Consider the following 23,513-nt stretch of genomic DNA (forward strand, 5'->3'; position numbering starts at 1 on the left):
ATTTAGTAATAGTGTGGTAGATTTTCGAACTGATTTCACACGGAATATAGCAACTGGTATATTTAAAGTCAACAAAGGCCAATAATGGTGGCATGGTTACAAAGGGCCAGCAACTATTCAAAGAGTCAAAACAATAAGAAGTCAAAGTTCTTTTGTTAAAAAGTTTTTCCAAGCATCAGTAAGTGTAAAACAATAGTATATTTTTTTAAAACCGGGTTCCAGAGGAGACAAAATGATTCATGAGAATGAACTTGTTATGCTTCTTCTTTCTTTGGGCGTAGCGGTTTTTATAATCCTTAAAAGGCATAAATTCAGGCAATTCTTCGGGTGGAAGCTGCTTTTTACAGCCTTTCTGTTTTTCACGACAGGTTGTATCTGTACAGTTTTAGAAACCCTTTTTTTTAATAACCTATTAAATCACCTTGAACATATCTGCTATCTTATAAATGCATTAATGATCATGATGTGGTGTTTCAGGGCTATTGGCGTTAGAGGGGGTAAAAATGAATAGCCCCATTGCTGTAATAGATACCCTTTTTACCCTTGCCGCTTTTATAGCCCTGCCGATACTCTTAATCTTAAAACACCGGAAAATCTCGACTGACATCAAAATTCTTATTTCATCCCTTCTCCTATTAAACATACTTTATGGCCTGTGCCTCCTTTTTGAGTGGACAGGGGTAACTAATATCCTTGATCCCTATGAGGATCTTATTGGCGCTCTTATACCAATGATGTGGGCCTTTATCTTTTATGCCATCATACAGAATATCTCCGGGCTGGAATTAAAGGAAAGCGAATGGCAAAAAAGACTCCTTGAAAAGCAGCTGCTACAGACCCAGAAGCTGGAGGCACTTGGCACGCTTGCCGGGGGCATTGCCCATGATTTTAATAACATACTTTCAATCATATTCGGATACATTGAGCTTGCCCAGCTTGATATAACTGATCCTGCACAGGTGAGAGTTGATCTTTCCGAGATGAAGAATGCAGCCTTCAGGGCAAGGGACCTGGTCAACCATATACTTGCTGTAAGCAGGAGGGCAGAGGAGAAGAGGCAACATATCAGGTTAAGGGACGTGGTCAACGAGGCAATAAAACTGCTCAAGTCTACAATCCCTTCAACAATAACCGTCACCGCACATGTCGATTCGGAAAAGATTGTATTTGCAGATTCATCCCAGATGCACCAGGTGATCATGAACCTCTGTACAAATGCATATCATGCCATGAAGGCATCAGGCGGGGAGCTTGTTGTCAGACTCTCGGATGTAGAAATAAGGGAGGGAGCTGTGTTTCCTTTACCTGATATGAAGCCAGGCCCATACATCAGGCTTGCAGTTACAGATACAGGGCACGGGATGGATGATGAGACAATGGCAAAGATATTTGACCCCTACTTTACCACCAAGGGGGTGGGGGAGGGGACCGGGCTTGGCCTTTCAATAGTACACGGGATAGTCACACGCCATGATGGTTATATCCATGTGGAGAGCAGAAAGGATGAGGGTTCCTCATTTTATGTCTATTTCCCTGTAGCAGGTATGGAGCCGGATAAAGATGCTATTGAACCGGTGATGCCATTATCCGGGAGCGAACACCTGATGATTATTGATGATGAGACCGGCATTACTGATGTAACATCAAGGATACTTAAGGGACACGGATACAGTGTAACAGTATTCAACAGGGGAAAATCTGCATATGAAGATTTTTGTAAAAATCATAAGGCTTATGATGTCATTATCACTGACATGTCAATGCCTGAGATAAACGGCCTTGAACTGACAAAAAAGATGCGGGAGATTGATCCGGATAAACCTGTAATCATATGCAGCGGCTTCAGCGACCTGATAAATAGGGAACACCTGTCAGAGGTGGGTATTTACTATATGGCAAAGCCTGTTGTAATGGGAGATCTTATGAAAACGATCAGGGGAATTTTTGATAACAGGGTTACTCAGCCTTCTACATAGGATGATACATAGCTCATAGTACAAATATGCCACTTTAAGGAAGAAGATTTACCACGGAGAGCACGGAGATTAATATTAAAACTTGTCCATGTTCCTGATGCTCGATACTCAGGGATTTTCCGTATTCTTAATCAGTAAAATATCTCGTCATACCCACGGGCGCTCATAAATATGTAGGGTGGTATTTTATATGCCACCTCTTTTTTGGTGGGGAATAAAACCCAATATCGTGAAATTAAGATTCATAGTACGTCATTTCCGCGAATGCGGGAATCTATTTGTTTTTATTTTCAAATATATAAAATGGATCCCCGCCTTCGCGGGGATGACGATTAAGCCGAAATGACTGTGTGGCCTTCTTAATTCAACAACATTAGGTATAAAACCCTACCCTACGAAAGAATTGGTATTTTATTTCTGATACCACTTGCCGGCCTCATCCTTGAGCCATTCGCCAGGGTCGGCCTTTTCAGCTATCTGTTTGGCCCTTCTCTGCCCCACCAGTTCTATAGTTGTCTCTGATTGTTTTGCAATCGCCTCATACACCTTTTTGCGGTCATCATTTTCTGCTGTAACAGTATCTTCGCCTTTCTTGTCTGCGCCCACAAATTCAAGGTATCCCTGGGCATTCTCCCCTACAACTCCTGCCTTTTTAAGCTCAACAACAGCAGGCAGGCGATCCTGCATCCTCTCCTTAATGCCCTGTGCATAAAGGTTTGATGAACATATTATCAATATTGAAATTAAAGCCAGCAATAATTTGTATGATATTTTTTTCATTTTTATCTCCTTATCATCTTATTTCACTTTTATTTTTTACCTGATCCCTGAAGCTTGCTTTCAGCCTTGTCTATGTCACTGAAAAAGTCATCAAGGGCACGGTCAATCTTTACATTCACATCAATTGTAATATGTATGGGTTTAACCTCAACCGGCGCTACCTCAATGGCATGCCTTGTTGAGCAGGCCCCGCAAAAAACAGTAAACACTGTTAATACCGCAAATATCATTAATACCTTTTGCATATCATTCTCCTTTTATTCAATTAATAATAAGAGTCCCTTGTTTTAACCCTGAGCTATGCACCCTGCGCCTTGCGCCTTACTTTATCATATCCAATGCACCCTTGTAATTCAACAATTCATCAAGGGGCAGTTTAAAATTGACATCAAGGCTTATCCCCTGGAAGTTGGAGCCTTCTGATGCAGTCTCTACACGCTGAAACCTGCTTAAGTCTTTATCATATCTGAATGGGAGTTTGTTTTCAGGCTTACCATCAAATTGAAGCTTTACTGTAAGCTCTTCCTGGTCAGTATTCAGGGACATCTTTACCCATGAATAGTCAAATGCCTTTAATGCCTCGCTTGCTATATCCATCTGAATATACTCGGGTGTACCGGGTGTCATACCAGCCTTGAACATATCAGTGCCCCTGATGTTTATCTTTCCGCCCCCGCCCGGTGTGGAGTACAAAAAGCCATCCTCAAAGCTGATCTTACCCTTTGATATGGTTATGGGTATCCTGCCGTTTACTGTTCCGCCCCCTGTTACACCAAAGACCCCGAACTGTTCAAGCAGGTCTGCAAGCCTGAGCCTGTCGCAGAATAGGGTAATAAGGTATTCATCCTTTTCAGTGTCCACACGGAAGGACTGTATATTGATATTACCCCCGCACCATTTGAATCTCCCCTGTTCAATAAAGATAGAAGAGAGGCTGTCTACCCTGAAATCAAAGGCAACATCGTCAACAGATATATCACCAAAAGAGGCGTTGCCTATCTTTATCTTTTGCCCAAAGGGGCTTCTAAATGAGATAAGGTCATCAAGCGTTAAGCTTAACAGGATATCCTTTAATGCGAGTTTATTTTCATTGTTGTTTATGGCGCCCTTTTCTATGGTGATATTCAGCCCGGATTTCATCAATGAACCGGAGAGGTTAATGGCTCCATCTGTTTTTAGGAGGCCATTAAACTTGTATCCCTTTAGCGCAGGGGCAAATTTACCAAGGTCAATATCAACGCCGGGCTTATATGCGGGGATATCTGCCTTTATATTTGTTGTGCCACCCTTTGATGTTAATGATGTGGAGCCGCTGAGGTTTATTTTCATATCAGCGAGAGGAGGGTATTTTACAGTCCCGGTAAAGTTTATATCCCCCTTTTTCTGGGCAATTTTAAGGTCAAGAGGGCCAAGGGCATAATCTCCATAGGTAAAATTCCCAATGGATAGCCTGCCCCTGTCGTAGCTTTTATCTAACGGCCATGAAAAGGGGAAATCCCCGGCAATCTCCTTTATATTTAAAGCCCCACCCTGCATTGACACAACGCCCTTTTTAAAATTTGCGCCTGCCTCCATATTGATACCCTTATCCGGGTCATATTTTATCTCCCCCTTCACAAGGTATTCAGGGATGCTCGCCTTTATGTCCGGGCTGATAAAGGCGATCTCCCTGCTGTTTAATGTGAATGAAGAGATGTATTGATCCATATTATTTTCATCTTGCCTGATATTGCCCTTAATAGACACCGCAGGTAAAGAAAAACTCATATCAACGATTTGGGCGTCTGTCTTTTTCAATCTAAATAGATAATCAGCGGATAGAATGCCCTTATCAAATAAAACAGAAGCTTCAATCTCCGGGGAAACAGCAGTAATATCCGTGTCATTAATGGAAACACTGAAGGGGTGACCAAAATTTTCTTCACCCTCTTTTGCACCTATCTTTACACTGGTTATGTCAGTGCTCTTCTCTATTGCCACATCCCATGCAAGGGCTGGCATGTTATCGCCAGTAAGCAATCGGGTGAATGCTTTTATATCTCCCTTAAGATTATCTTCATTAATATCAACAGTCCCTGAAAAATCCGATAATACAGAGAGCCTGCTTTGGTTAATCATAATCGGGGAGATTTCAAAATTGAGGTGTTGCGCATCTTTTGAGTTTATATTGATGCTGATGGGCCTGTAATCCACCAGCGGGACAGCAGGATTTGTCAGCACAACCCCTGAGTAGCTAATACTGGATTTATCCAGTTTGAAGGAGGCAGAAATATCCTTAATAGTAAACGGGTCAATGGATAGGGTTAAGACAAGATCAAGGCTGGATTTACCCTTAAGGTTAACAGGGATCATATCCCTTAGTATCTTCTCATAAAGATCAAGTGCCACTTCATCTGATTTTACTGCAAGTTTAATAATGTTATTTTCCCATATGCCTGAGACTCTAACTTTATTTCCATCTGGGTAGATAGTTGCATTAAAGTTATGGGGTAATAAATCCTTATCAAAGGAGGTCGCGGAAATATCAAATGGTATCCTGAATTTTTTACCCTCGTATCCAAAGTCCAGGGTCGAATTGACTATTTTGATTTCCCCGATTGTTACAGGGACGGCTGTTTCACTCTCCTCTTTACTGTTGTCCTTTTTGTTAAGGAGTTCATCAAGCCCTGTTATAGAGACCTTATTATTTTCGTATCTTGCATCTATGGAGATACCACTAATGACAACCCTGTTTATATGTTTTTTAAAAAGGGCTGAAGGTGTGTAATCAAGCCGGATGGAGTCTATAAGGATGCCTCCATCATCCGGCCCGATCTTAAAATCGCTTATCTCTGCTCCGCCAGGCCCTATGGATCTGACTTTAAGTTGGGTAAGCTCAATACCGCTATCCTTCAGTATCGAAGGCAAGATTTCTTTCTCAACATAGCCTGGAACAAAGAGGTAAAAACACGTAATCAGTCCAAGCGCTAAAATTAGGATGGATGACAAAATTATTATTAAGATCTTTATTACGTGTTTTCGGATCATATTCCCACTAACATGTTAATGGTATGTGCATGGAATCTTCTGCCCTGTCCTCTCCTCTATCTCGCACATCAACTCGTCACATGGGAGCACCCTGTAATGGTTATTAGCACATACGCAGAATTTCTGGCCATTGTCCCCTTCAAGCATAAATTCAACAGAACTTTCACCCGGATATTTAAAGAATATATCCCTGAGCTCCTCAAGGTACTGCTTTGAGATCTTTTTATCATCCAGATTAAACTTTACAACCCTGATTGCCTGCTGCCTTATGGTTTCAAGCGATGCAACCTCTTTTCCTATAATCTTGGCCATGTTTTCATTTATCTCTACAACACCGGTTACAAGCACCGGGTCATCCCCCTTTAACAGGTGAGACGAGCTGTTAAATGCATCGGGGAAAAAGACCACCTCAACAGAATCGGTCTGGTCCTCAAGGGAGATCACAGCCATCCTGTCGCCTTTTTTAGTCCTCTTAAGTTTTATATCCGCTATCACACCTGCCACCTTTACCTGTGAACGATCCTCTGACTTTAAAAGCCCTGCAATAGTTGTGGTGGCATACCTTTCCGCTGTCTTCTGATATTCATTAAGCGGGTGGCCGGTTATATAAAAACCAAGTGACTCCTTTTCTCTCTTAAGCTTTTCCTTGTCATTCCATTCATTTAGTTCAGGGAACTCAAAGAGGGCGGCCATGCCCTTGTTGTCACCCTTCATGGCGCCAAAGATAGTAAGCTGGTTTGGATTATGGTTAATCCCTGACATCCTTATTACATCGTCTACCGCGGCAAAAAGCCGTGACCTGAAAACCCCGGTAAAATCCATTGCCCCGCACTGTATAAGCCCCTCAAGCACCCTTTTATTTACCTTTGAGCCATCTACCCTTTTGCTAAAATCAAATATATCAGTGAACCTGCCCTCTTTATCACGCGCCTCTATAATGGATTCAACCGCCTTCATTCCGACATTTTTAACAGCGGCAAGGCCGAACCTGATGGCGTTATTTACAACAGTAAAATCGGCCCGGCTTTCATGGACATCGGGCGGAAGAATGCGGATACCCATTTCGCGGCATTCGGCAATGTTCTTAATGGTCTTGTCAGGGCTACCCATGTCGTTTGTTAACAGAGCAGCCATAAACTGGACAGGATAATGGGCCTTTAAATAAGCGGTCTGGTAACCTATAAGGGCATAGCATGCCGCATGGGAGCGGTTGAAGCCGTAGCCTGCAAATGGTTCAATAAAAGCGAATATCTTTTCTGCAAGGGGGGCATCTATATTGTTTTGGACACACCCCTTTACAAACTTCTCCTTCTGCTCAGCCAGGAGCTCCGCCTTTTTCTTACCCATTGCCTTCCTGAGCACATCTGCCTCTCCCATTGAGAAGCCTGCAAGGTCACGTGCAATCTGCATTACCTGCTCCTGATAAACAGCAACACCGTGGGTCTTGCCAAGTATAGGCTGAAGCTTTGGGTGCAGGTAGTTTGGTTTTCTCTTCCCGTGCTTCCCATCTATGTAATCAGGTATCCAGTCCATTGGTCCGGGCCTGTATAGTGCAACAAGGGCTACAAGGTCTTCAAAATCCTCCGGCTTAAGCCTGCGCAAAAGGTCCTTCATGCCATCACTTTCAAGCTGGAACACGCCTGTTGTTTTACCCTCCTGGCAGAGCCTGAAGGTCTTTTCATCCGTAAGGGAGATGTTGTCTATATCAATATCTGCCCCTGTGGATTCCTTTATGATCATAACCGCATGTTTGATAACAGTGAGGGTCTTAAGGCCAAGGAAGTCAAACTTGATAAGGCCGACCTTTTCAAGCTGATCCATTGTGAACTGGGTCATTATTTCATCGTTCTGACCTTTAATTACCGGGAGATACTCCACAAGGGGCTTGTCAGAGATAACTATACCTGATGCGTGGGTGGATGAATGCCTTGCAATCCCCTCAAGGGCCTTTGCGATCCTTAAGAGTTTGCGCTCTGTCTCCTGGCCGTTTTCAAGTTTTTTAAGGTCAGGCTCCTCTTCCATTGCGGATGCCAGTGTAACCTTTGGCCCTTCAGGCACCATCTTCGCAATTTTATCAACATCGTTATAGGGTATATTGAGCACGCGGCCCACATCCCTTATTACGCCACGCGCCTTCATAGTACCAAAGGTAACAATGTACCCAACATTATCATAGCCGTATTTCTGTGTTACATACCTGATTACATCGTCTCTTCCATTCATGCAGAAGTCTATATCAATATCAGGCATGCTTATTCTCTCAGGGTTAAGGAACCTTTCAAAGAGGAGGTCATATTTTATGGGGTCAAGGTTGGTTATGCCCAGGCAGTAGACAGCAAGTGACCCTGCAGCAGAGCCGCGTCCAGGCCCGACCGGGATACCTGATTTACGTGCATACTCTATAAAATCGCCAACAATAAGGAAGTAGCCTGAAAAGCCCATCTTTGTGATAACATCCAGCTCATATTCAAGCCGATCCTGGTATTCCTTTTTAAGCTCATCAGATATGGGCCCATCCTCCTTTTCACGCTGGTTAAGCCTCTTTTCAAGCCCCTTTCTGGCCTCTTCTTTGAGCAGGTCATTAAGGCTTTTATCGCCCTCTATATGGTAAACAGGGTATTTGTACTCCCCGAATTTCATCTGGTAGGTACAGCGCTCTGCAATCTTAACCGTATTATCAAGCGCCTCTGTATAGCCCTCTCCCAGGGTCTTTTCTATCTCCTCCCTTGACTTGAAATAGAATTCATTTGTTGAAAACCTCATCCTGTCAGTATCATCAACAAGCTTGCCGGTCTGTATGCATAAAAGCGCATCATGGGCCTCTGCATGTTCGCGGTTCAGGTAATGACAGTCATTGGTGGCAACAAGGGGTATGGAAAGCTTTTTTGAAAGCTCCCTTAGTTTTTTATTCACATCATCCTGTTCAGGCATGCCGTTTGCCTGCACCTCAAGATAAAACCTTCCATCATCAAATATGGATTCAAACTCACGCGCCTTTTGTGCTGCTATTTCCATGCGGCCCTTCATAATATGATAAGGCACAATACCCTTCATGCAGGCGGACATGGCGATAAGCCCTTCATTATAATCTCTTAATATCTCCATATCGACCCTGGGCTTGTAGTAAAAACCCTCAAGATGCCCCATGGTAACAAGCCTGCTCAGGTTCTTGTAACCTGTCTCATTCATTACCAGAAGCACAAGGTGATAGTTGCTTGGCTGGCCATCATTTGCAGGTGCATGATCCCGCCTGTCTCCGGGGGCAACATATACCTCACAGCCGATAATGGGTTTAACACTGCTCCCTTTACACTGGGTGAAGAGCTGGACCGCCCCGAACATATTGCCGTGGTCAGTTACAGCTACATACGGCATGTTAAAGCCCTCTGCCTTTTTTATAAGATCTTTAATGGTAATAGCCCCATCAAGGAGACTGAACTCGGTATGCACGTGCAGGTTTACAAAAGATGAACTGTCTGACAATTTAATTCCCCGGTTATTTTTAAAACATTACATATTGTAGGCAATAAGGCGAGTATGATACGGTAAAAGAGAATCATCATCAAGAGCAATTTAGGAATTTTAATTTACACTGATATGCCGGTAACTTATCTTTTGCAGGAACCATGTTGAAATGAATAAACTTGAAGAATTGGAAAAGAGGAATCAGAGGCTTACGAAAAAAAATCAAAGGCTTATTGAGTCTGCTTCGGATTTAAAAAAGGAAAATGCCCGGATAACAAAAGAGCTGCATGAAAAAAGCCTTCTTTTTAATGATGTGCCGGCAGGCATATGCCTTTTATTGCGGGGAAGGATAATAGAGATAAATGATACCTTTCTTGACTATATGGGTTACAGAGCCGATGAGATGATAAACAGAAATTTTCTGAGTTTTGTCAGGCATGATCATCTCTCTGAAGTAAGGTTTATACATAACAGGTGGAACGCCGGCAGGGTAAGCCGGGGACATTATGATACATGGCTTGTACGTGAAAGTGGTGAATCCATATTATGCAGTATAGAATCAAAAAGAATAAGATTCAGGGGAAAGGCATCATATATCCTTAATATTTCAAGGCTTGAAGATAGGGTAGAGGAGCAGGAAAAGCTGCACCATATGATAAGAAAAGAGGCAGAGCTTAAGATGACTGGGGTGCTTCACACTATGCTGGCAAAATGGTCGGATTCTATGCTTGAGATGCTCAGGTTTATCAAGGATTCAAAGGATGCGGGCAGAAACGATTTCAAGGAGATAGCCTCAAGACTAAGGCGGGAGCATGAGATCATCCGAAAAGAGAGCTGGATGCTGGATGTGATAGCAAGGGAAAAAGAGGAGCCCCAGGAAAAAAAGAATATAGAAATCAACCGTATAGTAAAGGAGGCATTAACAAGAACAGAAGAGGTGTTAAAAAATGGTGCGGTTTCTATTAAAAGCTATTTAAGGGCAACATCATCTGTAAGCGTGAATCCACGTGAGCTGACAGAGGCCATCTGCCAACTTATTTCATATTTACACTCAAAGGTCTCTAACCAGGGAGAGATCCTAATTACAACAGAAGAGGATCAGGAGAGGATTATTATCTATTTCCAGGATGGAGAAATAGCTTCCAGGGATGAAGCAGGGTCTTTTACCTCGCAAAAAACCATTCTTACCCATGAACTGGGTATAAGTTTTGTGAAGGCGGTTATACTAAGGCATAAAGGCGAAATCGAGCATAAGCAAGGAAGAGGAGAGGGGAATTTTTACCAGATAACCCTGCCTGCCTTTAAAGAGGATAAAAAGAGAAAAAAGATAGACCTTAACAGGATAAGGCATGCAAGGATACTTATTATAAAAAACTCCGATATAGCAAAGGAGCTGCTTATACAGATGTTACTGGAAAAGGGGTGCACTGTTGAGACTGTAGAAACCAGCCTTGCAGGTATTACCTCAATAAAAAAGAGAAGGATAAATATGGTTATTGCCGATATGGATAGCCTTGGCATGAATAACAGCTCCTTCTGGAAAAAATGCAGAGAGATCAATCCCAAACTCATTACAGTGGGGTTAATGAAGATGAAAAATGCAGGGGGGCACAGCCATATGATAGAACACAACCCTGATCTAATAATCCCCAAACCATATAATATAAAAGAGGCAGTAAGGAATATCCTTGAACTATTCATGGTGATGTACGAATGACAGAAAAGACAATAATACCCGAGACACCTCTGGCAGAAAGGATAAGGCCGGACAATATTGACCTTATAGTGGGGCAGGAACACCTCCTTGGCAAGGGGAGTGCCTTAAGGCGGGCGCTTGATTCCGGCAGGATATTTTCAGTAATCTTCTGGGGGCCTCCCGGCACAGGAAAGACAACCATTGCCCGGCTTATGGCAGAATACACACATAAACCCTTCAGGGCCTTTTCTGCTGTTACATCCGGGGTAAAGGAGCTCAGGGAGATACTTGCTGAGGCAGAAGAGGAGAGGGGCAAAAGCGGCCAGTCAACAATACTTTTTGTGGATGAGATACACAGGTTCAATAAGGCACAGCAGGATGCCTTTCTGCCACATATTGAAAGCGGGCTTATCATACTCGTTGGCGCAACCACACAGAACCCATCCTTTGAGGTAATACCGCCGCTCCTTTCACGTGCAAGGGTGATGGTTCTAAAGCCCCTTGATAATAACGGCCTGAAGAGGATACTTGAGAGGGCCATTACTGATAAAGAAAAGGGGCTTGGCGACCTTGAACTAAAGATAGATGATGCGGCCCTGAGCCACATCATAGATATATCAGGTGGCGATGCAAGGCTTGCACTCAACAACCTTGAGATTGCCGCATATTATGCAGTTGAAGAGAAGGCTGATAACAACCAGATCACTATAGAGCTTGTAGAAAAGGCCCTTGACAAAAAGGCCCTTCCCTATGACAAGGATGGCGAAGAGCATTATAATATCATCTCCGCTTTTCATAAGAGCCTGAGGGGAAGCGATGCACAGGCATCCATCTACTGGTTATACAGGATGATTGAGGCAGGAGAAGACCCGCTATTTATTGCGAGGAGGATGATCCGGTTTGCATCTGAGGATATCGGTATAGCAGACCCCCTTGCTTTACAGGTGGCCCTGAACGCATTTGAGGCATGGGAAAAAATTGGCCCGCCGGAGGCGCAGCTTGCGCTTGTTGAGGCGGCCGTATATCTTGCGACCGCACCAAAGAGCAATGCCCTTTATGTGGCAGAGATGGCTGTAAAAAAGGAGATAGCAAAATCCGGGGCACTGCCTGTGCCCATGCATATAAGAAACGCCCCCACAAAACTCATGAAGAACCTGGGTTACAGCAGGGGTTATCTCTACCCCCATAATTACCCTGACGCAAAGGTTGACCAGGAATATCTCCCGGAAAATATCAAAGATATTACCTTTTATCACCCCACAGATAGAGGTATGGAAAAAGAGATAAAGCGGAGGATGAAGGATATGAAGATAAAAAGGGATGTAACAAAAAAGCCGGAATAATAATTGAGCTGCTGGATCGCAGAATAATGCAACGATGACGTCCTTTTTCAACTTTTAGACATGCATGATTAACCTTTCTTCACACCTGTTTTCTCCTGTTGATTATAAGAATTATGGTTCTTCCTCCTTGATAAAATACCAATTGAGTATATAATTACATTCTCATGATTTTTGTTTTAACCAAGTTTTTTATAAAGTCACAAACGATATAACAGGAGAAGAAGAGATGTCGAAATATCTTTATTCCTTTGGAAGGAAGAAGACAGATGGAAAGGCAGAGATGAAAAACCTTCTTGGAGGCAAAGGCGCCAACCTGGCTGAGATGAGCAGGATAGGCATCCCTGTGCCGCCCGGTTTTACCATTACAACAGAATGCTGTAATGACTTTTTTAAAAACAAGAGCAGCTTTCCTCCGGGGATGAAAAAGGAGGTCGTAACGGCCCTTTCACTTGTTGAAGAGGAGCTTGGGAGCAAATTTGGCAGCCCGGATAACCCGCTTCTTCTCTCATCCAGGTCAGGTGCCCGTAAGTCCATGCCCGGCATGATGGAGACCGTTCTCAACATCGGGCTATGCACAAAGACCATACCGGGGCTCATAAAAAAGACCGGCAATGCCCGATTTGTCTATGACTCCTTCAGAAGGCTTATCACCATGTATTCTGATGTGGTCATGGAAAAGGCAGAGGGCCTTGAACCAGAAGAGGGAAAGGGTATTCGTGTTCAGCTTGAAACTATTATGGAAGAACTCAAAAAGAAGAAGGGGTATAAGAATGATGTTGACCTTAATGTGGATGACCTTAAATACCTGTGTGATGAATACAGAAAGAAGATAAAAAAGGTGCTTGGCGTTCCATTTCCTGATGACCCGATGGAACAGCTCTGGGGCAGCATTGCCGCGGTATTCAAGAGCTGGAACGGCAAAAGGGCTATTGCCTACAGACGGATAGAAGGCATACCTGATGCATGGGGCACAGCAACAAATGTCCAGGCAATGGTCTTTGGCAACATGGGAGAGAGCTCTGCAACCGGTGTTGCCTTTACAAGAAACCCTGCCACAGGGGAAAATAAATTTTATGGTGAATGGCTCCCAAATGCCCAAGGGGAGGATGTTGTGGCAGGTATCAGGACCCCCAACCCCATAAATGAATCAACCAAGATGGACCAGAATCGTCATATGGTCTCCCTCGAAAAGGCCATGCCCAAATTATATAAAGAGCTTTTTAATATACAGAAAAAACTTGAGAAGCACTTTAAGGACATGCAGGATATAGAGTTCACAATACAGGAAGGTTCCCTGTATATGCTTCAGACAAGGACTGGAAAGCGCACCGGTACCGCTGCCCTTAACATGGCTTTATCCATGCTCAAGGAGGGGATGATAACAGAAGAGATGGCCATTATGAGGGTGCAGCCAGAGCAGCTCGAAGAACTCCTGCATCCTATCATTGACCCTTCCTACGAAAAAAAGGCAAAGGCCATTGCAAAAGGACTCCCTGCCGGACCGGGAGGGGCATTCGGGCATATAGTCTTTACGGCTGACGATGCTGTCGAGCTGGCTAAAAATGGAAAAAAGGCAATACTTGTACGTGAAGAGACAAGCCCTGAAGATGTGTCAGGTATGAGGGCCGCAAGCGGTATCCTTACATCCCGCGGCGGCATGACCAGCCATGCCGCCCTTGTTGCAAGGGGCTGGGGCAAGTGCTGTATTGTAGGGGCGGGCATGATAAATGTAAACCCGAAGATAGGAACAATGACTGTAGATGGAAAGACCCTTAAGAAAGGGGATGTGGTCACCCTGAACGGCTCAAAAGGGATTGTTTATGCGGGTGAATTGAAGATGATCGATGCAACCGAAAACCCCGGGTTTAAAAAATTCATGAAGCTTGTTGATAAATACCGGAGGCTTGGGGTAAGGGCAAATGCCGATACACCAAAGGATGCAAAGAATGCACTTGAATTCGGCGCAGAGGGTATAGGTCTGTTCCGGACCGAGCACATGTTTTACGGTGAAAACAGCGATAAACCCCTTTACCTTTTAAGAAAACTTATAATGAGCAAGTCCCTGGAAGAAAGAGTGAGAGCCCTTAATAAGCTTTTCACACATATGAAGCATTCTGTAAAGGCCACCATGGAGGTAATGAACGGGCGACCTGTAGTATTCCGCCTTCTTGATCCGCCCCTTAATGAATTTATCCCTGATGATGCTGTAAAGCAGAAGGAGATGGCAAAGGCTTTAGGTATCAGCCTCGCAGAAGTAAAAAAGCGTGAGGAGCTGCTGCATGAGAGTAACCCGATGATGGGGCATCGCGGTGTAAGGCTTGGCATTACCTATCCTGAGATCACAGAGATGCAGGTGAGGGCAATTCTGGAGGCAGCAGGGGAACTGAATAAGTCAAAAATGAAGGTTATGCCGGAGATAATGATACCTGTTACATGCGATGTAAATGAGCTTAAGGAGCAGAAAAAGATTTTTGAAAAGGTTCATAAAGAGGTTGTTGCTAAATTAAAACTAAAAAGGCTGGATTACAGGCTTGGTACCATGATCGAGATACCAAGGGCAGCTCTGATGGCAGATAAAATGGCCCAGGTTGCGGAGTTCTTTTCCTTTGGAACAAATGACCTTACCCAGATGGGTTTTGGCTTCAGCCGTGATGACATAGGCGGATTTATCGGTGATTACCTTGAAAAGAAGATCCTTAAAGGTGACCCGTTCCAGACACTGGACCAGGATGGGATCGGTCAGCTTATTAAGATTGGCATCGACAAAGGACGTTCTACAAACAAAAACCTTAAGGTAGGTATCTGCGGCGAGCATGGGGGAGACCCGGCCTCGGTCAATTTCTGCAACCGGGCAGGTATGGACTATGTAAGCTGTTCACCCTTCAGGGTGCCGGTTGCCAGGCTTGCTGCGGCCCAGTCTGAGATAAACCTCAGCGCGGCTAAAAGTGCTTCTAAAAATTAAAAAGAGGTATGAATTATTAATAACAAGTTATTTTAGCTTAAAATTATGTAAATCTAAAATCGTATAACATTTTTACTATGGTTGGCGGGCATTTGCTCTTGACACCCTCTTGCCCGCCATGCTAGGGATAAAAATCGTTTTTCGATAATAAAATGATAGTGTTATATGATTTCAGTCAGCCGTTAAAAATAATGTAAATCGGCTGGTATAATTAATAAGAACTAAAGAATTGAACAGGTTTTCTATCATTGAAACATTAAAGGAGGAGTAAAGTGAATATTATTGTATGCATGAAACAGGTACCCGATACTGAAACCCAGATAAAGATTGGCCCGGACGGGAAATCCATTGCTGAAAATGATATCAAATGGGTTATGAACCCCTACGATGAATATGGGGTTGAAGAGGCATTGAGATTAAAGGAAAAATTTGGTGGTGAGGTTACTGTAATAGGGCTTGGCCCAAAAAGGGTGGCAGAGTCTATTCGCACCGCCCTTGCAATGGGCGCTGACAAGGGTATCCTGGTTACAGACCCTGCTCTTGACGGAAGCGATTCCCTTGCTGTTGCGAAGGCACTTGCCGCTGCAATTAAAACTGTAAGCTATGATATTATTTTTGCAGGCCAGCGGGGCGTTGATGATGACAGTGGCCTTGTGGGCGCTGCCATTGCAGAATACCTGGATATCCCTCAGGTGTCTATCATAACAAAGCTTGAGGTATCTGAAGATGGAAAAGCAGTCAAGGCCAACAGGCCTGTAGAGGGCGAAACCCATGTTGTGGAGACAAACACACCGGTGCTGTTAACCACACAGAAGGGTCTCAATGAACCCAGGTACGCATCACTTCCCGGTATCATGAAGGCAAAAAAGAAACCTCTTGATGAAAAATCTCTTGCCGACCTTGGGCTTAATGCAGCAGAATTTGGCAAGGATGCCAGAAAATTAAAAATAGTGGCGCTTACACCGCCCCCACAGAGGGCTGCGGGCAAGATCATTGATGGGGATTCACCACAGACAAAGGCAGCACAGCTTGCGAAACTGTTACATGAAGAGGCAAAGGTTATCTAGTTAACATGCCGGATACCATACTAAAAAGGATATAATAAAGAAGGAGATATAAATATGGCTCAAGGAGTTATGATCATCGCTGAACAGAGAGATGGAGACATAAGAAAGATATCATATGAACTCGCAAGTGAAGGTAAAAGGCTTGCTGATGCCTCCGGTCAGGAGCTGACAGCGGTTATATTAGGTTCAAATATTAAGGATAAGGCAGCAGTGCTTGGAAAATACGGCGCAAAAAAGGTTATAGTGGCGGATGACCCAAGGCTTGCAAAATATACAACAGATGCATATGCATCAGTAATAGCCCAGATCGTCAAGGCAGCGAGCCCGGCGATCCTGCTGCTTGGCGCATCCTCACAGGGAAAAGATCTGGCCGGTCGCCTTGCTGCAAAGCTCGGCGTGGGCATGGCACAGGACTGTACAAAGTTTTCGATAGAAGGCGGCAAGCTTGTTGCCACAAGGCCCATCTATGCGGGTAAGGCATATGCCGAGGTAAGTTATGATGATAGTTTTCCGAACATGGCCACAGCAAGGCCCAATGTCATGGCAATAACCCCGCCGAATGACGCTCTTACCTCAGAGATTGTTGATGCTGCATTTACACTTGATGACAGCGCAATCAAGACAAAGGTGGCTGATGCTATCAAGGATGAGAGCGGGAAGGTAGACCTCACCGAGGCCGACAAGATCGTTTCAGGCGGACGCGGCATGAAGGGGCCTGAAGGATTTGACGTGCTTGAAAAACTGGCCGATGCTATCAAGGCATCCGTAGGCGCATCACGCTCAGCGGTAGATGCAGGATGGAGAACACAGAATGATCAGGTAGGGCAGACAGGAAAGGTTGTTTCACCTAACCTGTATATTGCCTGCGGTATTTCAGGGGCTATTCAGCACCTGGCAGGCATGTCAACATCAAAATATGTTGTTGCCATTAATAAAGACCCCGAGGCTCCCATTTTCCAGAAGGCGGATTACGGTATTGTTGATGATCTATTTAATGTGGTTCCCGCATTAACAGAAGAGATAAAGAAGGTAATATAGCTTTTTTAAGTTAAAAACCGGGGAGATATAAATCCCCGGTTTTTTTGTTTGACAAAAGAAAAGATTTGGATAAATTAGGCAGTTCATTGGCGATGTAGCTCAGATGGTCAGAGCATACGGCTCATATCCGTAGGGTCACTGGTTCAACTCCAGTCATCGCCACTAAAAATGCAAAGGGTGTTGACAATCTTGAAATCCGGTTTATTTTTTCGTGATCGGGGCGATATTTATCAAGAGAATTTCGTGATGACCTATTTGGCATTTAAGGATGATAATATTAATACCATCAGCGAGGCGCTTTTTATAGCTGAGGATAAAATCGGTGATTATTACAAATTTTCGTCTGAACAGTGGAAGAAATTTCAGTACGATGTAAAAACGCTTGCATCACTTGACGAAAATGAAATAACCTCCTTTGCATTTGCCCTTCTGAATAAATGCACAAGAGCAACCGAAGGTTTTGATTCAAGCACAAAAAAACGTGATTTTTATTTTATATGCCTCCAGGATCATCTAATATTAAATGCCCTTCAAAGAGATAAAGACCTGACCTTGCTGCCACTCCTTGTTTATATTTTCACACATGAACTGGTGCATATTGTCAGGTTCTGTAATTTTTTTCAGAGGTATGAGGTTTCAGGAAAAACCAGGGAGGAAGAAGAGGCGCTTGTCCATGAGACCACATTTAAAATCCTTAAAAGGATTGCCCTGAAAAATATGAATTATATACTTGATTCATACAAACACCACAGACCATGTGAACTGGCTGTGTAATTTTTATGAGAGAGGTGCGTTAAAAAATGCCTTTTTACGAATATGAATGTACAAAATGTCATCATCATTCTGAAGTTTTACAAAAGATATCTGATCCGCCAATCACAAAATGTGAGAAATGCAAAGGCAAAATGAAAAAACTGATATCCCACAGCTCTTTTCATTTAAAGGGGTCAGGTTGGTATGTAACTGATTATGCCTCAAAATCAGGTGGGTATGACGGCAAGTCCGGCTCAGGCGAGCCTGCTGCAAGCACCGGTAACAGCGCTGAACCGGCCAAAGAGGCTAAAAACAACAGTGCAGATACATCCTCAAGCAAGAGAGAGGCCAAGTCTGCAAAAGCAAAAGATGATAAATAGACTATTTGAATGAAACAACGGCCCAGTGCCCCTTAAAAAACAGGAAATATGAAACATCTAAATACAGATAAAGAACAGAATAAACTGATAAAAAGGCTTGAGCAGCAGGAAAAAAAGCAGTCCATCCAGAGGGACAGGTTTCTTAAATTCAAACTGAATGAGATACATTTAAGCCTGACTCAGGAACTCCTGATGCAGAAGGTTGTTGAGACAGATAATACAGGGGCATTTTCAGAGCTTATACTTAAGGGCCTTAAAAAACTCCTGAAGACTAACGAGTTTGACTATAAGTATTTTATTGCTCCCATAAGGGGCCTTGTTCCCCGCCCAAACCCAATTTCTTTGTATATGACCCAGTTTATACTTGAAGATGTCATGAATGACCCGTGTGTTATAGATGTTTTCGGAGCTGAGGAAGATATCTACAAGGCGGTTAACAGGGTTATTTCAAATATAAACCTCAAGTTTGAAAGGGCTGAAGAGAAGATAATGCAGCAGCTTTCAAACAACAAATCCCTTTCTCCCGGTTCAAGGGAGTATGATATTGCACTTGAAGAGCTCATCCGCAAGACAATGGGTGATCCCCAGAGTGGAACTATTCCTCAATAGTGTTCAAAAATCTATTGGTTATTAATGCAACCCCTTTCGTATGAAAGGGGTTGCTTTTATAAGGAGCAAATAATGTACAATAAAATAGCATTTCTGTTTCCCGGTCAGAATTCACAGATAATTGGCATGGGCAAAGACCTTGCTGATGAATTCCCCGAGGTGCGTGAACTGTTCAGGGGGCTTGATGACATCTGTGAAAAGCCCATGTCAAAACTCTGTTTTGAAGGGCCCAATGGGGAGCTCATCCTTACAGTTAACCAGCAGCCCGCCATTACAGCGGTAAACCTTGCATGCCTTAAGGTACTGAACATGAAGGGTGTAAAGGCATCTATATCTGCCGGGCACAGCCTTGGTGAGTTTGCAGCCCTTGTGTCTGCTGGCGTGCTTACTGAATATGATGCCTTAAGAATTGTAAAAAAACGTGGCGAGCTCATGCACAGGGAGTCTTTGACTCATCCGGGTGTAATGGCCGCGGTTATGAAGCTTTCTATAGAAAAGGTCAGTAAGATAGTTGAAAAGGCAAGGGAGAAGGGGGTGCTTGCTGTAGCAAATCACAATTCAGCAGAACAGATTGTAATTACCGGAGAATCCGCGCCCATGGAATATGCCCTCTCCCTAGTAAAAGAAGAAAAGGGTAAGGCTGTACCATTAAAGGTAAGCGGCGCATGGCACTGTGCCCTTATGAAGGGGGCAGTGACTGAATTCAGGGAATACATGGAAGGCATCAAGTTTCAAAAACCTTCATCAACTGTCCTGTTCAATGCAACCGCCAGTGTTGAGAATGACCCGGAAAAGATAAAGGATATCATGGCCAATCAGTTAACCTCCCCTGTAAGGTGGTATGACATTATACTCCGCATGGTTGAAGAAAAGGTGGATGCTATGGTGGATGTTGGCCCCCAGAAGCAGATGATGGGGCTAGTAGGAAGAATAGTGCCCGAGGGGAGCGATATTAAAATATCGAGCGTTGAAGGTGTTCAGAGCCTTAACGAATTTATCAGTATGAACGTGTAATCTAAATCTTGTTGAACTTCTTTCATTCCCACGATCTTCGTGGGAATGTTTTTATACGACGCTCTCCGCCATCATAAAAATATAGACGCTCTTAAGAATTAGATACCTTATTTTTTACCAGGGTATTCACCATTTCGATCAATTCACCTACTGCCTTTGTCCTGTATTTATCTTTATGAGATACCATAAAAAATGTCCTGGTAATCCCGCCCTCATCCAGAGTTACAGAACAGATTTGACCTCTAGCCATTTCATCCCTGATGACCGATTCAGACAGGATAGAAATACCAATGCCCGCCACAACTGCCTTTTTAACCGTTTCTGTATTGCCGAATTCAATGGTCTTCTGCAATTTTATTCCCGCATTTGTCAGATGTTTCTCTATCACCTCCCTGGTTCCTGAGCCTTTTACAGAAAGGATGAATGGTTGATCAGTCAGTTCAGCCATTCGGATAGCCCTCCTTTCCCGCCAAGGATGCTCTTCAGGGAGGATGACCACCAGGGTGTCATGATAGAACTCCAGGTTAATCAATCTTTCATCTTCGTAAGGTGCGCCGATAAAGCCTATATCCAGATCATTTGAAATTACCTTTTCCGCAACACGGTCGCTCAGCGAAATCTCAAGCTGCAATTCAACCCAGGGATACAGGTGATGAAAATGACCCAGGATTTCGGGAAGGAGATAGGTGCCAGCCGTAAAGCTAGCGCCAATGGCTATTCTTCCTGCAGTCAATTTCTCTAAACCATCTATTTTTCTTTTAGCATCACCCAGCAAACGAAACATCTCTGTTGTGGCCTCCAACAAAAGCTCCCCTGCCCTGGTTGGGAGAACCTTTTTACCTATCCTGTCAAAGAGAGGGGTGCCATAATACTCTTCCAGTTGTTTGATGTGTTTACTCACACCGGGCTGCGTCAGGAACAGCTCTTCTGCCGCACGGGTGAATCCCTGCGATTTTGCCACAGCATAAAAAACCCAAAGCTGATTCAGATTTACATTCATATCATAATCCATAGTTATGGTTTTGATAAATTCAAATCATTTTACTCATATCTTAATCCACAATAGATTACAAAAAATAAAACATAACGCATTCATATGATAGAAAGGAGGAATTATGTTATCAAGACGCAAGTTTTTAGGATTAAGTATAGCGTTAGGAGGAGTGGCAGCTCATACCCTGGTTTGGGGTCGCACGGCAAATGGTGAAACAGACGCAGGTGTTGCATCCCTCACACAGGGATTGTGGGTCTATCATCCTGTTGAGCCAATCACAGCAGCCAGGCTGGCCTATGAAGGGCATTCAAAGAATGGGTGCAGCTATGGGGTCTTTTATGGGATATTGTCACAGCTGGCAAAAGGCTATGGAGAACCATATAATTCTTTTCCATTCAAAATGATGGAATTCGGGAACGGAGGAATCGGTGGTTATGGCAGTATCTGCGGAGGTCTTGTTGGTGCCTCTGCCGCAATTGGTCTTTTTCTTGATGGAAAGACAAGGGGTGATGTGATAACAACGTTGCTTCAATGGTATGAAAAGAGTGAGCTTCCGAAATACAAACCTGATAAGCCAATCATTATTAGCGGGGATATCCCTTCTGTGGCTGCACAGACAACTCTTTGTACAAACTCAAAGGCCGCATGGTGCAATAAATCGGGCTTTAATCCTGATTCAAAAGAACGCACGGAAAGATGTTACCGCCTTTCTGCAGATATATGCATGAAAACCGCGGAGCTGTTGAATGCGGCCACAGGAATGAAATAAACAATAGTTTTTACCTTTGAAGAACGGGGCTGATAAATAAAAATGACCATCCAGAAATGGTCTTCTTCTGGATGGTCATTAGATAAACTTACTTTATCTCAAATTCTTTGCTTGTAATAAGAGTCCCTTCAGGGGATTCTATATCTACACGCCACTTACCTGTATGTGCAGGTAAAATATTCTTCACTGACCATGTCCGCCAGCTTTTCCCCTTTACAGGCAGCTCTATCTTTGCCATTACACGGTCATTGTAAAGCCACACATGAAAAATCGTGTCCTCTTCCTGTTCACTCTTTATTTTTGTGAAGCAGTAGAGCTTTTCCACACCGGCTGCAAAACTGACATCAGCCCCTGCGGGTTCCCTGTTTTCTATGGATGTAGCGATCTGGATATCTTCAACGCTAATTCCTGCGTTTTCCTGGGCAAACGCTACAGCAGACAGGGCCAGTAAGAAAAACATCATTAATAATGCCTTCGTTTTCATAAGTTATCTCCTTCTTATATGTTTAGTTAAACAAGGCCTTTCAAATAACTTTGCCTCTCCCTTTCGGGAAATCTTTCTATTGCATAACGCAACATAATTCTTGGCATATTCCTGTAATGTTTATCAAGAAAAATATTTTTTCTTCTTTTATATCTCTTTTACCGATCTTTCTCATCATCCAATCAACAACCACATTGAACATCAATAAAAATGTAAAATAGTGACTCTTAAATTTCCGGTGAAAATATTTTTTTACATGAAAATCTGGCTAAAACTCTAATGCCTGAAAAGATAACTTGCTGATATTAATGATTTCTTTGATTGAGATCAAGCGGAAAACATAAAATCAGGGAATATATAATCTGAGGTTATCCTATTGACTCAAACAAGTAAGGAGTAAAATGGTTTAAAAAGCATTTGACCGATACCCAGATTTGACTTTCAGGCATTTAAATACTAGAGTACTCTAATTAACAGGAGGTAATTTATGAGGACAACAATTGAAATATCAGATAACCATCGGAGTGCGCTGCTTTCTATTGCTGCTCAAAAAGGCCATCGCGGATATTCAAAAATTATTGAAGATGCAATAGAACATTATATAGCAGATCAGACAAAAACCGTTGGTATAAAAAACAGTGTTCTTGCTATGAAAGGGAGTTGGAAAAAAGAAGCAGAAGAAATAAAAGCCAACATAAAAGAGCTCAGGAAAAATTGGAAAAAATCGTAATCGCTGATACAGATGTAATTATTGATTACTTTTCAGGTATAGAACCACTAGCCTCTGCGATAGAGCAATTAATAATACAGGATAGTCTTGCTTTAACATCTATCACTGTCTTCGAACTGTATGCGGGAGTAACAGGTAAAAAGAGGATTAAGCAGATTGATGCCCTGACTGCCATTCTTCCTGTATTTCCTTTTGAAGAAAAACATGCAGGGGCAACTGCTGAAATATACAATGATTTAAAAAAGACCGGAAATTTAATAGGTAATCAGGATATCCTTATTGCCGGGATATGTATAGCTCATGACATACCAATTTTCACTAGAAACACTGCACATTTTTCGAGAATTCCAGGGCTTCGAATATTTTCTTTTTGATCTGATTTAACCCTATCTGTAGATTATTTTCAGTGCCTGCTGAACAATGCCT

The 23,513-nt window shown here is 43.2% G+C and carries 20 protein-coding genes and 1 tRNA gene; 15 read left to right on the forward strand and 6 right to left on the reverse strand.

What is annotated here, in order from left to right:
- The first annotated feature begins 232 nt into the window (after positions 1 to 232).
- Positions 233 to 511 carry a hypothetical protein gene (locus GX654_12050; protein ID NLD37590.1) on the forward strand — a complete coding sequence of 93 codons (279 nt, stop codon included), beginning with the start codon at positions 233 to 235 and terminating at the stop codon, positions 509 to 511.
- A complete protein-coding gene (locus GX654_12055; GenBank protein NLD37591.1) occupies positions 504 to 1,976 on the forward strand; it encodes a response regulator in 1,473 nt (490 codons plus the stop codon). The genes GX654_12050 and GX654_12055 overlap by 8 nt, the downstream gene beginning before the upstream one ends.
- Positions 1,977 to 2,387: 411 nt before the next feature.
- Here the strand turns inward: GX654_12055 and GX654_12060 are convergent, their stop codons facing one another.
- The 4 genes from GX654_12060 to GX654_12075 all read right to left on the reverse strand — a co-directional run bounded on the left by GX654_12060 (position 2,388) and on the right by GX654_12075 (position 9,266).
- Complete coding sequence (locus GX654_12060) at positions 2,388 to 2,756, reverse strand: YdbL family protein (protein NLD37592.1); 369 nt, start codon at positions 2,754 to 2,756, stop codon at positions 2,388 to 2,390.
- A gap of 29 nt (positions 2,757 to 2,785) precedes the next feature.
- A complete protein-coding gene (locus GX654_12065) occupies positions 2,786 to 3,001 on the reverse strand; it encodes a hypothetical protein (GenBank protein NLD37593.1) in 216 nt (71 codons plus the stop codon).
- A 76-nt stretch (positions 3,002 to 3,077) separates the two neighbouring features.
- Entirely contained in the window at positions 3,078 to 5,663 is a 2,586-nt protein-coding gene (locus tag GX654_12070; GenBank protein ID NLD37594.1) for a hypothetical protein, read from the reverse strand.
- A gap of 135 nt (positions 5,664 to 5,798) precedes the next feature.
- Entirely contained in the window at positions 5,799 to 9,266 is a 3,468-nt protein-coding gene (locus tag GX654_12075) for a DNA polymerase III subunit alpha (protein NLD37595.1), read from the reverse strand.
- Positions 9,267 to 9,417: 151 nt separating this feature from the next.
- Between GX654_12075 and GX654_12080 the strand changes: the two genes are divergently transcribed.
- The 10 genes from GX654_12080 to fabD all read left to right on the forward strand — a co-directional run bounded on the left by GX654_12080 (position 9,418) and on the right by fabD (position 20,110).
- On the forward strand, positions 9,418 to 10,965 hold the full coding sequence (locus GX654_12080; protein NLD37596.1) for a PAS domain S-box protein: 1,548 nt from the start codon (positions 9,418 to 9,420) through the stop codon (positions 10,963 to 10,965).
- Positions 10,962 to 12,287, forward strand: a complete 1,326-nt coding sequence (locus tag GX654_12085) for a replication-associated recombination protein A (GenBank protein NLD37597.1) — start codon at positions 10,962 to 10,964, stop codon at positions 12,285 to 12,287. Before GX654_12080 ends, GX654_12085 begins: the two co-directional genes overlap by 4 nt.
- A gap of 226 nt (positions 12,288 to 12,513) precedes the next feature.
- Entirely contained in the window at positions 12,514 to 15,249 is a 2,736-nt protein-coding gene (locus GX654_12090; protein NLD37598.1) for a pyruvate, phosphate dikinase, read from the forward strand.
- A gap of 272 nt (positions 15,250 to 15,521) precedes the next feature.
- Entirely contained in the window at positions 15,522 to 16,316 is a 795-nt protein-coding gene (locus GX654_12095; GenBank protein NLD37599.1) for an electron transfer flavoprotein subunit beta/FixA family protein, read from the forward strand.
- A 54-nt stretch (positions 16,317 to 16,370) separates the two neighbouring features.
- Positions 16,371 to 17,354 carry an electron transfer flavoprotein subunit alpha/FixB family protein gene (locus GX654_12100; protein NLD37600.1) on the forward strand — a complete coding sequence of 328 codons (984 nt, stop codon included), beginning with the start codon at positions 16,371 to 16,373 and terminating at the stop codon, positions 17,352 to 17,354.
- An 88-nt stretch (positions 17,355 to 17,442) separates the two neighbouring features.
- A tRNA-Met gene (locus GX654_12105) sits at positions 17,443 to 17,516 on the forward strand.
- 81 nt (positions 17,517 to 17,597) lie between these two features.
- Complete coding sequence (locus tag GX654_12110; protein NLD37601.1) at positions 17,598 to 18,128, forward strand: hypothetical protein; 531 nt, start codon at positions 17,598 to 17,600, stop codon at positions 18,126 to 18,128.
- Positions 18,129 to 18,154: 26 nt separating this feature from the next.
- Entirely contained in the window at positions 18,155 to 18,487 is a 333-nt protein-coding gene (locus tag GX654_12115; protein ID NLD37602.1) for a zinc ribbon domain-containing protein, read from the forward strand.
- Between the two features lie 48 nt (positions 18,488 to 18,535).
- Entirely contained in the window at positions 18,536 to 19,096 is a 561-nt protein-coding gene (locus tag GX654_12120; GenBank protein ID NLD37603.1) for a DUF507 family protein, read from the forward strand.
- 72 nt (positions 19,097 to 19,168) lie between these two features.
- Positions 19,169 to 20,110, forward strand: coding sequence for an ACP S-malonyltransferase (gene fabD, locus GX654_12125; protein ID NLD37604.1), 942 nt, complete (start codon positions 19,169 to 19,171; stop codon positions 20,108 to 20,110).
- Positions 20,111 to 20,201: 91 nt separating this feature from the next.
- On the opposite strand, the gene GX654_12130 is transcribed toward fabD, so the two are convergent.
- Positions 20,202 to 21,110, reverse strand: coding sequence for a LysR family transcriptional regulator (locus GX654_12130; GenBank protein ID NLD37605.1), 909 nt, complete (start codon positions 21,108 to 21,110; stop codon positions 20,202 to 20,204).
- 115 nt (positions 21,111 to 21,225) lie between these two features.
- Between GX654_12130 and GX654_12135 the strand changes: the two genes are divergently transcribed.
- Positions 21,226 to 21,873, forward strand: a complete 648-nt coding sequence (locus GX654_12135; GenBank protein NLD37606.1) for a hypothetical protein — start codon at positions 21,226 to 21,228, stop codon at positions 21,871 to 21,873.
- Positions 21,874 to 21,961: 88 nt separating this feature from the next.
- Here the strand turns inward: GX654_12135 and GX654_12140 are convergent, their stop codons facing one another.
- Entirely contained in the window at positions 21,962 to 22,357 is a 396-nt protein-coding gene (locus tag GX654_12140; protein ID NLD37607.1) for a DUF2914 domain-containing protein, read from the reverse strand.
- A gap of 487 nt (positions 22,358 to 22,844) precedes the next feature.
- Here GX654_12140 and GX654_12145 point away from each other — a divergent pair, with 487 nt between their 5' ends.
- Together GX654_12145 and GX654_12150 are read left to right on the forward strand one after the other, a co-directional pair.
- Entirely contained in the window at positions 22,845 to 23,087 is a 243-nt protein-coding gene (locus GX654_12145; GenBank protein NLD37608.1) for a hypothetical protein, read from the forward strand.
- Positions 23,072 to 23,461, forward strand: coding sequence for a type II toxin-antitoxin system VapC family toxin (locus tag GX654_12150; protein NLD37609.1), 390 nt, complete (start codon positions 23,072 to 23,074; stop codon positions 23,459 to 23,461). The genes GX654_12145 and GX654_12150 overlap by 16 nt, the downstream gene beginning before the upstream one ends.
- Positions 23,462 to 23,513 lie beyond the last annotated feature (52 nt).

The sequence above is a fragment of the Desulfatiglans sp. genome, from assembly GCA_012513605.1.
Taxonomy (GTDB): Bacteria; Desulfobacterota; DSM-4660; order Desulfatiglandales; family HGW-15; genus JAAZBV01.

Coding starts and splice junctions, on each gene's coding strand:
- fabD (NLD37604.1), top strand. CDS start 19,169: ATGTACAATAAAATAGCATTTCTGTTTCCCGGTCAGAATTCACAGATA.
- GX654_12090 (NLD37598.1), top strand. CDS start 12,514: ATGTCGAAATATCTTTATTCCTTTGGAAGGAAGAAGACAGATGGAAAG.
- GX654_12120 (NLD37603.1), top strand. CDS start 18,536: ATGAAACATCTAAATACAGATAAAGAACAGAATAAACTGATAAAAAGG.
- GX654_12085 (NLD37597.1), top strand. CDS start 10,962: ATGACAGAAAAGACAATAATACCCGAGACACCTCTGGCAGAAAGGATA.
- GX654_12080 (NLD37596.1), top strand. CDS start 9,418: ATGAATAAACTTGAAGAATTGGAAAAGAGGAATCAGAGGCTTACGAAA.
- GX654_12140 (NLD37607.1), bottom strand. CDS start 22,357: ATGAAAACGAAGGCATTATTAATGATGTTTTTCTTACTGGCCCTGTCT.
- GX654_12050 (NLD37590.1), top strand. CDS start 233: ATGATTCATGAGAATGAACTTGTTATGCTTCTTCTTTCTTTGGGCGTA.
- GX654_12115 (NLD37602.1), top strand. CDS start 18,155: ATGCCTTTTTACGAATATGAATGTACAAAATGTCATCATCATTCTGAA.
- GX654_12135 (NLD37606.1), top strand. CDS start 21,226: ATGTTATCAAGACGCAAGTTTTTAGGATTAAGTATAGCGTTAGGAGGA.
- GX654_12060 (NLD37592.1), bottom strand. CDS start 2,756: ATGAAAAAAATATCATACAAATTATTGCTGGCTTTAATTTCAATATTG.
- GX654_12130 (NLD37605.1), bottom strand. CDS start 21,110: ATGAATGTAAATCTGAATCAGCTTTGGGTTTTTTATGCTGTGGCAAAA.
- GX654_12100 (NLD37600.1), top strand. CDS start 16,371: ATGGCTCAAGGAGTTATGATCATCGCTGAACAGAGAGATGGAGACATA.
- GX654_12055 (NLD37591.1), top strand. CDS start 504: ATGAATAGCCCCATTGCTGTAATAGATACCCTTTTTACCCTTGCCGCT.
- GX654_12145 (NLD37608.1), top strand. CDS start 22,845: ATGAGGACAACAATTGAAATATCAGATAACCATCGGAGTGCGCTGCTT.
- GX654_12065 (NLD37593.1), bottom strand. CDS start 3,001: ATGCAAAAGGTATTAATGATATTTGCGGTATTAACAGTGTTTACTGTT.